At 70.0% G+C, this 12,647-nt stretch carries 12 protein-coding genes and 2 pseudogenes; 8 read left to right on the top strand and 6 right to left on the bottom strand.

Going from position 1 to position 12,647, the window contains the following annotated elements; all coding sequences use genetic code 11:
- Positions 1-36 precede the first annotated feature (36 nt).
- Together fxlM and AQI88_RS30870 are read left to right on the top strand one after the other, a co-directional pair.
- Positions 37-2,337, top strand: a complete 2,301-nt coding sequence (gene fxlM, locus AQI88_RS30875) for a methyltransferase, FxLD system (protein ID WP_067005428.1) — start codon at positions 37-39, stop codon at positions 2,335-2,337.
- Positions 2,338-2,407: 70 nt separating this feature from the next.
- On the top strand, positions 2,408-2,965 hold the full coding sequence (locus tag AQI88_RS30870; protein WP_067005426.1) for a GNAT family N-acetyltransferase: 558 nt from the start codon (positions 2,408-2,410) through the stop codon (positions 2,963-2,965).
- Positions 2,966-3,074: 109 nt separating this feature from the next.
- Here AQI88_RS30870 and AQI88_RS30865 read toward each other — a convergent pair whose 3' ends face one another.
- Positions 3,075-3,437, bottom strand: coding sequence for a hypothetical protein (locus AQI88_RS30865; protein WP_159050441.1), 363 nt, complete (start codon positions 3,435-3,437; stop codon positions 3,075-3,077).
- Positions 3,438-3,791: 354 nt separating this feature from the next.
- Here AQI88_RS30865 and AQI88_RS30860 point away from each other — a divergent pair, with 354 nt between their 5' ends.
- Together AQI88_RS30860 and AQI88_RS30855 are read left to right on the top strand one after the other, a co-directional pair.
- Positions 3,792-4,325 (top strand): GNAT family N-acetyltransferase, encoded by a 534-nt coding sequence (locus AQI88_RS30860; protein ID WP_067005421.1) that lies wholly within the window; start codon positions 3,792-3,794, stop codon positions 4,323-4,325.
- A gap of 226 nt (positions 4,326-4,551) precedes the next feature.
- Complete coding sequence (locus AQI88_RS30855; RefSeq protein WP_244184402.1) at positions 4,552-4,959, top strand: nuclear transport factor 2 family protein; 408 nt, start codon at positions 4,552-4,554, stop codon at positions 4,957-4,959.
- A gap of 504 nt (positions 4,960-5,463) precedes the next feature.
- Here AQI88_RS30855 and AQI88_RS30850 read toward each other — a convergent pair.
- A pseudogene (locus AQI88_RS30850) lies at positions 5,464-6,005 on the bottom strand (LLM class flavin-dependent oxidoreductase); the annotation flags it as partial.
- A 124-nt stretch (positions 6,006-6,129) separates the two neighbouring features.
- Here AQI88_RS30850 and AQI88_RS30845 point away from each other — a divergent pair.
- Together AQI88_RS30845 and AQI88_RS30840 are read left to right on the top strand one after the other, a co-directional pair.
- Complete coding sequence (locus AQI88_RS30845) at positions 6,130-6,417, top strand: DUF1905 domain-containing protein (RefSeq protein ID WP_067005582.1); 288 nt, start codon at positions 6,130-6,132, stop codon at positions 6,415-6,417.
- 59 nt (positions 6,418-6,476) lie between these two features.
- Positions 6,477-6,890: pseudogene (locus AQI88_RS30840) on the top strand (alpha/beta hydrolase); the annotation flags it as partial.
- 554 nt (positions 6,891-7,444) lie between these two features.
- Here the strand turns inward: AQI88_RS30840 and AQI88_RS30835 are convergent.
- On the bottom strand, positions 7,445-8,350 hold the full coding sequence (locus AQI88_RS30835) for a GNAT family N-acetyltransferase (protein WP_067005417.1): 906 nt from the start codon (positions 8,348-8,350) through the stop codon (positions 7,445-7,447).
- A gap of 141 nt (positions 8,351-8,491) precedes the next feature.
- Complete coding sequence (locus tag AQI88_RS30830; RefSeq protein WP_067005415.1) at positions 8,492-9,295, bottom strand: helix-turn-helix transcriptional regulator; 804 nt, start codon at positions 9,293-9,295, stop codon at positions 8,492-8,494.
- Positions 9,296-9,432: 137 nt separating this feature from the next.
- Here AQI88_RS30830 and AQI88_RS30825 point away from each other — a divergent pair, with 137 nt between their 5' ends.
- Together AQI88_RS30825 and AQI88_RS30820 are read left to right on the top strand one after the other, a co-directional pair.
- A complete protein-coding gene (locus AQI88_RS30825; RefSeq protein WP_067005413.1) occupies positions 9,433-9,978 on the top strand; it encodes a DUF2231 domain-containing protein in 546 nt (181 codons plus the stop codon).
- A 64-nt stretch (positions 9,979-10,042) separates the two neighbouring features.
- A complete protein-coding gene (locus AQI88_RS30820; RefSeq protein ID WP_067005411.1) occupies positions 10,043-10,471 on the top strand; it encodes a hypothetical protein in 429 nt (142 codons plus the stop codon).
- A gap of 135 nt (positions 10,472-10,606) precedes the next feature.
- Here AQI88_RS30820 and AQI88_RS30815 read toward each other — a convergent pair whose 3' ends face one another.
- Positions 10,607-11,818: a glycosyltransferase gene (locus tag AQI88_RS30815; RefSeq protein ID WP_067005409.1), complete on the bottom strand. Its 1,212-nt coding sequence runs from the start codon at positions 11,816-11,818 to the stop codon at positions 10,607-10,609.
- Entirely contained in the window at positions 11,815-12,615 is an 801-nt protein-coding gene (locus tag AQI88_RS30810; RefSeq protein ID WP_067005407.1) for a MerR family transcriptional regulator, read from the bottom strand. The genes AQI88_RS30815 and AQI88_RS30810 overlap by 4 nt, the downstream gene beginning before the upstream one ends.
- Positions 12,616-12,647 lie beyond the last annotated feature (32 nt).

The following is a 12,647-nucleotide window of genomic DNA, read 5'->3' as shown; positions in this document are numbered from 1 at the left end:
TCCAACCGCCCCCAGACCAGGCAAGGAGCCGTACCGATGGCCTACACCACGCCCGATGAGTGGGATGCGCACTACACGGGTGGCAAGACGTTCCGGCACCTCGGCGACGCCGAGCGCCGACTCCTGTCCGAGTACGCTCCGGCTCCCGGCGGCGGGCTCGCTCTGGATGTCGGCTGCGGGCTGGGCGAACTCGCCCGCCACCTCGCCGCCGGCGGCTACGCGGTCGATGCCGTCGACTACGCCTGCGCCGCCGTCGACCTCGCCCAGCTCAGCACCGAGAACACGTCGGGCATCACTTACCAGTGCTGGGACATCGAGCGCGACTCCCTGGACGACCTGCCTCATGCCGCGTACGACCTGATCACCTTCCGCCTCAGCTGGGCCTTCATCCGCGACCGCACCCGCGTCATGAACCGTCTTCGCGAACGGCTGCGACCCGGCGGCACTCTCTGCGTCATCACACCGGTCGCCGAAGCCGTGCCGGCCGGCAAGAGGGACATCGCTCTCGATGAGGACGAGATCGGCCTGCTGGGTGCGGGCTGGACGCTCGCCGAACGCCACGACGCGGACGGGCTCGCCCTCGTCGTGCTGCGTGGACCCGCCCCGGCGCAGGCCACCTATGCCGGCAAGCGGCAGCCGTCCCCGCACGCCCTCACGGGCGCCGGTGTCGTCGTCACCGATCCGGCGGGGCGGGTCCTGCTGGGCTGGTCGACGCGCGGCGTCTGGGAGTTGCCCGGCGGCAAGAACAGCGCCGACGAGGGCTTCCGTGAGGCGGCCGTGCGGGAGCTGGAGGAGGAGACGGGACTCAAGTCCGACCCGGCCGACTCGCGGCTGCTCGCCCTGCTGATGGACTCCACCCACGGCATCCCCCGGATGACGGCCGCCGTCCGCGTCACCGCCTGCACCGGCGAACCGGCCGTCACCGAACCTCACTTGATCCACCGCTGGGAGTGGCACGAGCCCGCCGACCTGCCCGCCCTCGCCCAGCCCCTGTTCACCCCGAGCGCGCACGTCATCGACACCATCTGGCCCGGTCTGCTGACCGGACTGCCCCCTGTACACCGCTACCCGATCACCCCCACCGAAGCTCCGGAAGCCATCGAACGGGCGGCAGAGGCAACCAGGTTGCGGCACGCGATGGCCGACCGGCTGGTCGAGGACGGCCGGACGGACGCGGGCAGCCCGATCGACGCAGCCTTCCGGCGCGTCCCGCGCCACCGCTTCCTGCCCGGAGTCTCCCTGACCGACGCGTACGACGCAGAGCAGGCGCCCGTCACCAGACGCACCCCCGGCGGGGCGGCCACCAGCAGCGTTTCGGCACCCTGGTTGCAGGCCCTCATGCTGCGCGATGCACGCCTACGCCTCGGCAACACCGTGATCGAGGTCGGCTCCGGCGGCTTCAACGCCGCTCTCGCCAAGGAGATCGTCGGTTCGCACGGAACCGTGATGAGCATCGACATCGACCCGTGGGTCACCGACCGCGCCCGCCGGTTCCTGGACGACACCGGCTACCACCAGGTCCGCGTCCACCTCGGCGACGGCGAGACGGCCCCGGCCGCACTCGTGACGCCGGGAAGTGCGGACGCCGTCATCGTCACCGTCGAAGCACGCGACATCCCGCCCGCCTGGATCAACTGCCTCGCCGAGAGCGGACGCCTCATCGTCCCACTGCGCATTCACGGCTACACCTGGTCCATCCCCTTCACCAAACGAAACGGCGGCCTGGTCGCGGACAGCTACACCGTGTGCGGGTTCGTTCCCCTCCAAGGCCCCGGCCACCGCGAGGACGCCGTCACCCAGCTGCGGGGCGGCGAGATCACAGTCCGTTCCGCCGACGGCACCCCGGCCGACACCAGTTGCCTCGACGTCGCCCTCGACATGCCCCGAACCGAACGATGGACCGGCGTCACCATCCCCGGCAACGTCCCCTTCGACATGCTCCTCCTATGGCTGGCGACCCACCTCGACAACGGGTTCGCCCGCCTCGCCGTCGATGCCGATCTCGACACCGGCATCCTCCACCGCCCCGCCGGATGGGACGCCGCCGCCCTCATCCGCGACGGCTCCCTCGCCCGCCTCCTGACCCGCAAACTCTCCACCGACGAATCCGGCACCGGCCTCTGGGAGTTCGGCATCCACGCACACGGCCCACACGCCGTCGAACTCGCCGACACCATGGCCGACCTCGTCATCGCCTGGCACCGCGACGCCCGCACCGCCGGCCCTCAACTGACGGTCTACCCCGCCGGAACAGCCGATCGAGACCTGCCTGCGGGCCACGTCCTGGACAAGCCGCACAGCCGACTCGTCTTCACCTGGACACCCGAAATGCCCTGACCGGGTCCCTGCTCACTCGGGGTTCCCCAAAGTCATGGACGCCAGGTGCCAGGAATTGATCCAATACGGGATGACATCATTTTGGACGGGCAAGCGGGTACGCCTGCGCGGTATCGAGCCCGACGACTGGACCGCCTTCATGCGCTTGGCCGAGGACGAGGAGCGGCTGGGGGACCTGCTGAAACCGCCACGTTCCGCGGAGAGCTTCCGGGCGTGGGCACAGGAACAGGCCTCGGCCAAGTCCGACGATGACTGCTTCCGGCTCGCCATCGAAGCCGTCGACACGGGCGAACTGGTCGGTGCCGCCGGCTCGCACCACGCCGACCCACGTGCGGGCTGGTTCGAGTACGGCGTCACGATCGGCGCTGATCACCGCCGCAAAGGCTACGCGGCAGAGGCCGTGGTGCTGCTGCTGCGCTTCATGTTCGCCGAGCGGCGCTACCACAAGTGCGAAGCAAGAATCTTCGCGCACAATGAGGCATCGGTGGCACTTCATCGCCGGCTGGGTTTCGTGGAGGAAGGCCGCCTACGCGATCGTGTGTTCGTCGCCGGCCGGCACCGCGATCTCGTCGTGATGGGCATCCTCGCTGACGAGTTCGCCCGACTGCACTCAATCAGTGGACTTTGAGCAGGTGCCGCCTCACACCACACCGCGCACCGAGAGTGGTAGGCCCCTGGCGGCGAATCCCGCGACGACGTGTTCGGGTTCCATGTGCCGGGCCGGCGGCAGCAACTCGTCACCTCGCGCCGTGCTCCTGCGACCGCTGTCCGGTGACCTCGCCGCCGGGTGTCAGGGTGAACCGGGTGCCGTCCATCACCGCCGTGGCAGTGGACGGTCTGCCGTACGCCTTCATGGTGAAGTCCTCTGCCTTGCCCATGTGCATCTCTGCCTCGGCGGCGTCGCTCCACGAGTTGACCCGTATCAGCACCGACCAGTCCTTCACCCGCTTCTCTCGCCACGGCCCCCAGCTGTCCTGCGGCAGCAGCCCCGCGCCGCGCCCCGAGAACACGTACCAGCCCGCGAGGCCGAGCAGAACCACGACGGCCACGGCCACAAGCGGAAACGTCGTCGGCCGACGACGGGTGTGGGAGAGAGGCACGGCGGATTCCTTCCGGTTCGGGACGAGAGCTTCGCCGCAGTCAAAGACGACCCCCGGCCGGGCCACGTTCCGGCGTCCCCGCCGGAGTGCAGTGGGTATCTTCACACCGGGCGGGGCGGGCTGGTTGTACGCGGCGCGATGGTGCCAGGGCACCCAGCAGTGCGCAGTCCGCGGTCCAGCCCATCGGAGCATGCCGGCTCGGGATCCGACCGCCCCGACAACCCACCTCCGCAATCGTGCCCGCCCTTCACGCACGAGGTCGTTGAGTCCCGTCTCGGTCGTGCCACGCTGTGGAGTGAGCGGCTGCCGCAAAACAAGGGGCGGGCGGCGGCTCGTTTTCGTACAGTCCTCCCTGTGCCCGAGTTGCAGCTGCTCCGTCCGGACCACGCCCCTGCGCTCCTCGCCTTCGAGCGGGAGAACCGGGCTTACTTCGCCGCGTCCGTCCCTGACCGAGGCGAGGACTACTTCGCCCGGTTCGAGGAGCGGCACCGTGCCCTGCTAGCCGAGCAGGAGGCCGGTGTCTGTTACTTCCACGCGCTGGTCGGGGTCGAAGGCGAGGTACTGGGGCGGGTCAACCTCGTGGATGTGGCCGACGGCGGCGCCGAACTCGGATACCGCATTGCAGAGCGTGCGGCGGGCCGGGGGCTGGCCACCCGGGCCGTGCGGGAGTTGTGCGATCTCGCCGCCAACGGGTACGGGCTGACCGTCCTGCGGGCTGCGGCCACGCTCGACAACGCGGCATCGCGGGCCGTGCTGGTCCGAGCAGGGTTCGCGGTCGTCGGCGAGACACAGCTCGGCGGTCGGCCTGGCCTGTCGTACCTCCGCAGTCTCGAGGATTTCTCGGCTCCGCGTGGCGATGCCGGCCGCCCCTCTTCGGCACCGGGGTGACATACGCCTGCCGAAGGCACCCGCAGAGCCCGCCATCGGATCCGGGCCGGACTCGGCCACTTGGTCGTTTGGGATCTTCTCGGCTCCTGCGGTCATCACCCCACGTCGACCACAATCTCTGAAGGTCGGCCCACCCGACAGAGCATGATCGTTTCGCCGAAACCGCCCTCCAGTAAAGATCTCTGTGATGAGGTGGCCTTCCGTGTGTGTATTCCGGGAGGCCACCGTGTCCAGATCCCCGCAGGAGATCTTCGAAAGCTACGTCCATGCCGGTGCCCTGACCCGCAATGCTGATGCTCTTGCCGAGAATTTCACCGAGGACGGTGTCTTCGAGGCACCGCTCGTGACTCCCGACTCCATCTTCCCGAGGCGGTTGCAGGGCCGCGAGGAGATCCGCAGAGGCATGGCGGCCTACTATGAGCGGCAGGTGAACGACAAGAGAGCGCCGAATCTGGAGAAGTCCGGCTACGTGCTGCACACCACCTCCGATCCCGACGTGTTCATCGCCGAGATCGACACAGTCTTCGACGGGACCGGAGGAGACGTGACCGTCTCGCTGGTACAGATCTTCCGCATCCGCGACGGGAAGATCGCCCAGCTGCGCGACTACTTCGCGCCAGAGCAGGTGAGCTGAGAAGGCCAAAGCGGTGAGCCTGGGCCACCGGGGGAACCGGATCACTGCATCGGGTCCGGGTGCGGCGAAGTGCGCGGAGTCGTTGGCTTGCCGGGCTGAGGCTCGGCATCACCGAGGTCGTAGACGGCTCCGGATTCACGGCGCGGTGCGCTCACGACCAGCCAGCCGATGATCCGCCCCCGAGCGTCCCTGACCTGCCAAGGATCGGGACCTGCCCCCCAGTACACCCTCTGTTCGCAGCGTTCTTTGGGGGCGAGCCGACCACTCATGTCATGGCAGTCACGTCCACGGCTGTCGCCGCACTCGAACAGGACAGCCGGCGAATCGGTGTCGTTGACGAAGGTGACGGAGCTGAAGTTGGCAGGGTCCGTGGGATCCACGGTTGCCGGGTCGCAAGCACTCAGTAGTCCCGCGACGATTGCAGCAACCGGCCAGGCTCTGCGCGGACATATACCCAAGTGAACCTCCCGTTCGGCGACGGGAGCATACACAAGGCCAAGGTGCTCAGGCCGACGTGCTGATGAGTTCGTCGGTGACCCACTGTGCGACGCCAGCGGGGGTAAGGCGCCGGCAGTCCGAGGACGATGTGCCGGAAGCCGGCGTCGATCGCGTCACCGATCGCATCCCGGGTGGCACCGGGCCGGTCGTAGGAGACGGGCAGGTGGATCGAGCGGGTGACCGGGGCGGGGTCGCGGCCGATCTCGGCGCCGTAGCGGTCCAGCAGTGCGCTGCGGCGGATGGCGTCGTCGATGTCGCCGCCCGGGATGTTCCAGAGGTCGGCGTGCTCGGCGGCCACGCGAAGCGTCGCGGACGAGCGTCCGCCCATGAGGATCGGCGGGTGGGGGCGCTGGACGGGTTTGGGGTTGCCGAACGCTCCGGTGAGGTGATGGTAGGTGGCGTGGAAGTCGAACGGTTCGGCCTCGGTCCACAACCGCCGGATCACCGTGCACGCTTCGGCGAGGCTCCCCACGGCGTGGGGCGACGTCGTGAAAGGGCAGGCCGTGTGCTTCGTACTCACGCCGGGCCAGGGGATGGCTGGGGCGTGACCGCCGCCGTGCTGCAGTCCATCAGCGCCGGCTTCGACACCCTGCACGCCTACTTCCTATGGAGTCGTGGGACCGCATGTACGCTGAGGCGACCTGGCCTTCCTCGAGGAACGGCAATGACGTCATGGAACTCGTTTTTGCCGCCCGTGTAATCGAATGGCGTGGGCCGTCACCGTATTACTTCGCCACCGTGCCGGACGAGGAGTCCGCCGACATCCGCGAGGTGGCCGCGATGGCCACATACGGCTGGGGTGTGATTCCTGTCGAGGCCCGGATCGGCGAGATCACCTTCACGACATCGCTCTTCCCCAAGGACGGCGGCTATCTGCTGCCGCTCAAGAACGCTGTACGCAAACCACAGGGCCTCTCGGCAGGCGACGACGTGACCGTGAAGATGGCCGTTCGCCTGTAGGGCAGGCCTGGAGTTCTGATCACGTGGCAGGGAAAAGGGTTGGGCGGGCGGGCGTTCGGGCGGAGCGCGCCGTGCCCGAGTGGCAAGCGGCCCTGGACGCCCTCCAGGAACTTCCGGAGTTCGGGGCCGAAGGGCCGGTCGGCTACTTCGGCCTGAACATGGGCACCGCGATAGGGGTGCCGTTCGTGGCGGCCGATCCCAGGATCACCGCCGCGGTCTTCGGTCTCCACTGGCCCGACGCTCTGGCCGAGACGGCGAAGCAGATCACCATCCCCATCGAGTTCATGCTCCAGTGGGACGACGAGCACATCCCGCGCGAGTCCGGTCTGGCGTTGTTCGACGCCTTCGCCTCGCAGGAGAAGACGTTGCACGCCAACGCGGGCAGGCATAAAGAGCTGCCCAGGTTCGAGGCCGACAGCGCGGTCCGGTTCTTCGCGCGGCATCTCGGCCGGGCCATTACGTCACCGGCCTGACCTGACGGGTATCGGCGTCCGTCTACAAGTCGGGCGCCGATACCGCTGTCAGCGGGCTGAGGCTGCGCATCCAGATGATCCGGCTTCGGATCGAGTCCGCTCTACAGCAGGCCCACTGCAGGGACGGCGACATTGAGCGGCCCGAAGCCGATGGGATTCGCAAGGCTGTACAGGGCTCCACCGGTGGGCGACCCGTCGCGGTTGACACCGGCGGGCAGCGGCGGGAACTGCATCGGACCGGCAACCAGGCCACCCACCGGAACAGGATCCACACGAGGGGCGGCTGCCGAAGCATGGGGCGCGGATACACCGAGTCCGCCGACAGCGAGAAACGTGATAGCTGCAATCCGGGATGACTTAATCATTCGAATCCTCCCAAAGAGGTTTTCTTGGGGCACAACGCGCCCCGACCCTACGGGAGGGAATGACCGGCTCGCCATTCAACGCGCCAGTCGTCCCCGGTGACACCTCGCACTTCGGCAAGGCGCCGCCGGCACCAGGGAGTCGGAGGTCGGCGACGGACCGTCGTGCCGTGGTGAGTCGCGTCAAGGCGCCTAGCGGGAAAGGTCGATGGAACGGCTTTCCTCCACGACCTGGTAGCCGGCGCTCGTGTACAGATTCATGGCCACCTCGTTGCCGCCCCACACGGTGAACATCAGCGTCGAGTCGCCGGCTGCGAGCGTGGCCTGTTCGCCGGCCGCCATCGCGGCCCGCCCGTACCCTTTGCCGCGGTGCTGCTCGTGTACGTACAGCGAGTAGCCGTAAGTGACCCCCGGGAGGTACCCGTGCTTCAACCAGCCGGTGCCGATCTGCTCGCCCGCCGTCTCGAGCACCAGGAGTGTGTTGTCGGGCGTCGCCAGGCCCTCGGGAAGCAACTTGGCGAAGTCGCGGTCGGACTTGCGTACGGCCTCCTCGGGGCTCATGGCGCCTGCCCGGACGATGTCAGCGACGTAGGCGACCTTCTCGGAGGCAAGCCACTCGGGATATTCGGCCAGTGTCATCGGCCGTGCGGTGACGCCGTCGAGTGGTTCCGGCGGGGAGCTGACGTGCCGCATTCTGAGCTGGCCGCGGACGCCGTAGCCGTCGAACAGTTCGCCGGCGGGCTCGGTGAGCCGTATGTCCAGCCGGCGTGCGCCGCGATGCGCGCACCACCCCTCGGCCCAGTCCCGGGCGGCCTGCTCGTGCCCCCGGCCCGTGTGGGGCCCGTCGACGCGGAGGTCGCCGATACGGCCCGCGAGCGCGCCGTTGTTGTCGGACACGACCACGGCGACGTATCCCACTCGGGTCCCGGCGTCCGTGATCTCGGCGACGGTCCAGTCACCGATGCCGGCGCGTACGTCCTCGATCATGCGCTCCGCCGCGGCCGCATCGAACCCGGCCGCCGTGTACGAGGCGCGTAGCCGCCGCTCGAAGTCCTTCTGCCATTCCGTGCTGTCACCGAGGATGCTGAAATCTGTCACCTGATCACACTAGCCACCTTGTCATGGACCTGAGCTGTAATTTCGCGGCGACGCTCAACCAGACCGGAAGCCTCGTTCCAGTCCCGTAACTGCCCAGGACGTCGCCACCACCGCCACCCGCGAGGACGGCCCGCCCTGGACCTACGAACTGCGCAACGGCGCCGACGACTTCTGATCGGAGTCGTCCCGCGCGCAACCTGAGCGGCCGGCGTCCGGAGCCTCGTCGTCGCCCGCCCCCGGGGTCGTCCGGAGCTCCACACAGCACACCCCTGGGCGCGGGGCCAGTACGGCAGTGAGCTCGTCGGTTCCGGAGGCGGCCAGGTAGCCGCACAGGAACGCGTGGTTCATGCCGCAGACCAGGTCCGGCGCCTCGGCGGCGACGGGATGGAAGGGGCAGTTGTGCAGCACCGTCCGGCCCTCGCCGTCGGGCTCCGGCTCGAAGCCGAGGGCGTCCAGGAAGGCGTGGACGCCGTGGCCGGGAGGCTCGGCACCGGTGACATCGGCGGCCTCGGCGCCGAGGGCCTCGCCCCGTTCCCGGGCGATGCGCACGGAAGCGTCACGGGCGCTCTCCCCGGGCCGCTGCGTGGTGACCGCCTCGGCCAGCAGCGAGGCCAGCAGTTCGGGCCGGCGCGGGGGCAGGCTGAGCGCGACCGTGTGAGGTGCCGGTTCGTACACCTTCGGGGCGCGGCCGACCCGGCGCGGGCCGTCGCCGCCGTGGCGGGCCTGGAGCAGCCCGGAGGCGACCAGCTTGTCCAGGTGGAACGCCGCCAGCTTGCGGGAGATGCCGACGGCGGCGGATGCCTCCTCACGGGTCACCGGCCGCCGGGCCCGCCGGACGAACTCCAGCAGCCGGCGCCGTGAGACGTCGCCCAGGACGGCGAGCGCGGCCATCGCGTCGAGGCCCGTCGGGGGCGGGGAGGCAGCGGCGGTCGGTTCGTACGTCACGGGTTCACGGTAACTCCGCAGGGTGGCTGCGGAAGGGCTCGGAGAGGGGGCTGACCAGTGTGCTTGACCCGTCCGGCGAATAAGACCAACAATGGTGGGTGAAATAGGTCATAGGCAGCTCGAGGGTGAGGTGCCACATGGTGGTGAACAGCGTTCCGCGGCAGGCGAAACAGCCGGTCAGCGGCCTCTTGGCGGGGCCGTACGGGCATCCTTTCCATCCGATCCTGGTCACCGTGCCGATCGGGGCCTGGGTGTGCAGCCTGGTCTTCGACATCGCCTCCCAGGTCGTGCACCGACCCGGCTTCCTGGCCCACGGCTCGGCCTGGCTGATCGCCATCGGCGTGCTCGGCGCCCTGGCCGCCGCCTGCGTCGGTTTCCTCGACCTCTTCGCCATCCCCACCGGCACACCCGCCTTCCGCACAGGTGTGCTGCACATGGCGCTGAACCTCGCCGTCACGGCCGCGTACGCGGCCGATTTCGCCTGGCGGCAGAGCGGCGGATATCCGGAGCGGGAGGGCGTCGGCTACGGGCAGCTGGCGCTCTCCGCCGTCTCGCTCGCCGCCCTCGGTCTGTCCGGTTACCTCGGCGGCAAGCTCGCCTACCGCTACGGCGTGCGGGTGGCCGAGGAGTCCGTCCAGGCTGAGGGATACCGCCCCATCGGGCCCGCCGGCCGGACGTCCTGACCGCTGCCCGGTCCCCCTCCCCGTCCCTGTCCCCGTACCCGCACCCGCACCCCAGGAGGCCGGCATGGACATTGCTGCACTGATCGCCTGGGTGATCACTGCCCTCGGTGGATTCGTCCTCCTCGCCCGCTGGATCAACCGCGGAGGACTGCGCCAGCAGCAGACGCGGACCACCCATTTCCCCGCACCGGTCGTCTTCGGCCACTTCCTGCTCGCGGCCGCCGGCCTCGTCGTCTGGATCATCTACCTCGCTGCCGACCGGTCGGCCCTGGCCTGGACGTCCTTCGGCATCCTCGTCGCCGTCGCCCTGCTCGGCTTCACCCTGTTCGCCCGCTGGCTCCCGGTGTACCGGACCACTCCGCCGGGCGCCCCCGGGCAAACGGCCCCGGCCGAACGGCACCTGCCCGTCCCCGTGGTCGCCGCCCACGGCCTGTTCGGTGCCACGTCCCTGGTCCTGGTACTGCTCGCCGCGCTGGGGGTGGGCGGCAGCTGACCACGTCGGACCGTCGCCGCCCAGGTAGGACAACCCGTACAGCAGGGGCAGCAGGAGCGAGACCGGCGCGGACCAGGCCGCCGTGGCCGTGGTCGGCTCCCTCCGGCAGCGGAATGCCGGCGGCGGGGCAGGGGGCTACAGCAGCTGTATCCGCTCCAGGGCCCGTCCCACGCCGTCCTCCGTCGCCATGTGCCGGGCCGCTGTCTCGGCGGCCCGGGCATACGACAGCTGCCGTACGACTCGGCTGAGCGCGTCGGCGAGCCGTTCGGCGGTGAGGGAGCGGAACGGGATCGGGTCGGGGGCAGCCCCGAGCGCCGCGAGCCGTGCAGCCCAGAACGGCTGGTCCGCGGTGACCGGCACGGTCACCGCGGGCACCCCGGCACGCAGGGCCGCCGCCGAGGTGCCCGCCCCGGCGTGATGGACCACCGCGGCCAGCCGGGGGAAGAGCAGGGCGTGCGGTACGTCCCCGATGGTGAGGACGTCGTCACAGTCCGCGTCGGCCACGAGTCCCGCCCGCCCGGACTGGAGGATGCCGCGCAGCCCGGCCCGGCGCAGGGCCCGTACGGCGAGTTCGCTCAGGCGCTCCCCGTCGCCGGCCGCCATGCTGCCGAAGCCGATGAGGACCGGCCGGGGCCCGGCTGCGAGAAAGTCCTCCAGGGTGGCGGGCAGTTGGGCGGTGGGGGTGTGGTGGGGCCACCAGGTGCCCGCGATCTGGAGCCCGGGGCGCCAGTCTGTGGGGCGGGGTACCAGGGCGGTGCTGAAGCCGTGCAGGATCGGCCAGTCGGCCTCTTCCTGGCGGCGGCGCATCGCCGAGGCGGTGAGCGGCGGCAGACCCAGGCGCTCGCGCAGCCGTACCACCGCCTGCGCGTAGAGGCGGTCGGTTATGCGCAGGGCCAGGCGGCCGGCCAGCCGGTTGCCCGGGCGGCTCAGCGAACGGGTGCCCGTGACGGGGGGCGGGAAGGCGCCGGTGGGCGTGGTGGGCTGCAGGTACACACCGAGGCTCGGCAGGCCCGTCGCCTCGGTGAGGTGCCAGCCGAACGGGGCCGTGGTGGCCGAAAGCAGGAGCAGGTCCGTGTCGTTGCCCACGGCATCCGTGAACCCCTGGCCCAGTTCGGTGATGAACGCGGCCGCGCTGCGCATCAGTTCACGGCGGTCGGTGACGCCTTGGTCCGCCCGTGGGACGGCGGGCAGGTCACGGAGTTCCAGCCCGGCTTCGCGGACGAGGGGTGCGTAGGCCCCGGTGGTGGCCACGGCGACCTCGTGCCCGGCGTGGCGCAGTGCGGCGCCCAGGCCGGTGTAGGGCGCGACGTCGCCGCGCGACCCGGCCGTGGCGATGGTGATTCTCAACGGTCCTCCTCGGATTCGGCGCCGGAACCGTCGTGGCGGGACGCGTTGGCGTGGACCGCCTTGCACAGATAGGCAGCGAGGTCCGGGCGCTGTTGCGACGGTGGGACGAGGAGGGCGAAGGCGCGCGGGTCGGCGAGCAGGTCGTCCGCGATGCGCCGGTGTACGGCGGGCCCGCACGACAGGAACCAGCGGCCCAGGTGGTGGCGGTGGTCCTCGGCGAGGTCCATGGCCCGGATGCCGTCGGCGGGTTCGCCGTCGTCGAAGGCGGCCAGCAGTTCGTTCCGCCAGGCCGCCGCCTCGGCCATGAGCTGCCGCCAGTCCTCCTTGGTGTGGGCGTCGGCGCGCCCCATCGCCTCGCGATACCCCGGTGAGTCACTCCACTTCAGCTGGGCCGTGGTGGCGTAACTGAGGTCGAACGCGACCTCACCGAAGACCTCGAAGCGCTCCTCGGGGGTGAGTGACACCCCGGTCTGCTGGACCTCGATGGCCCGCTCGGCCACCTGGGCCAGCCGCTGCAGCCGGGCGATCTGCTCGCTCAACTGCCGCTGCCGGGACCGGAGATGGTCCAGGGCGTTGGCCTCGGGGTCCTGAAGGATGGCGGCGATCTCGTCCAGGGGGAAGTCCAGTTCCCGGTAGAAGAGGATCTGCTGGAGGCGGGCCAGGTCGGCGTCGCTGTAGTAGCGGTAGCCGACGGGACTGCGTTCGCCGGGCGACAGCAGCCCCGCCTTGTCGTAGTGGTGCAGTGTCCGCACGGTCACCCCGGCGAACGCCGCGACCTGTCCCACGGAATAGCCCATGCCCTTGCCCCTGCCCTTTCGTCCGGTCACAG

The sequence above is a fragment of the Streptomyces cellostaticus genome (genome assembly GCF_001513965.1).
Taxonomy (GTDB): Bacteria; Actinomycetota; Actinomycetes; order Streptomycetales; family Streptomycetaceae; genus Streptomyces; species Streptomyces cellostaticus.
This window is presented reverse-complemented; position numbering and strand designations above follow the sequence as displayed.

Bases quoted from the DNA above. Each gene is read 5' to 3' on its own strand.
- AQI88_RS30825 (WP_067005413.1), top strand. From the start codon at position 9,433: ATGGTGGTGAACAGCGTTCCGCGGCAGGCGAAACAGCCGGTCAGCGGC.
- AQI88_RS30820 (WP_067005411.1), top strand. From the start codon at position 10,043: ATGGACATTGCTGCACTGATCGCCTGGGTGATCACTGCCCTCGGTGGA.
- fxlM (WP_067005428.1), top strand. From the start codon at position 37: ATGGCCTACACCACGCCCGATGAGTGGGATGCGCACTACACGGGTGGC.
- AQI88_RS30810 (WP_067005407.1), bottom strand. From the start codon at position 12,615: ATGGGCTATTCCGTGGGACAGGTCGCGGCGTTCGCCGGGGTGACCGTG.
- AQI88_RS30845 (WP_067005582.1), top strand. From the start codon at position 6,130: ATGGAACTCGTTTTTGCCGCCCGTGTAATCGAATGGCGTGGGCCGTCA.
- AQI88_RS30870 (WP_067005426.1), top strand. From the start codon at position 2,408: ATGACATCATTTTGGACGGGCAAGCGGGTACGCCTGCGCGGTATCGAG.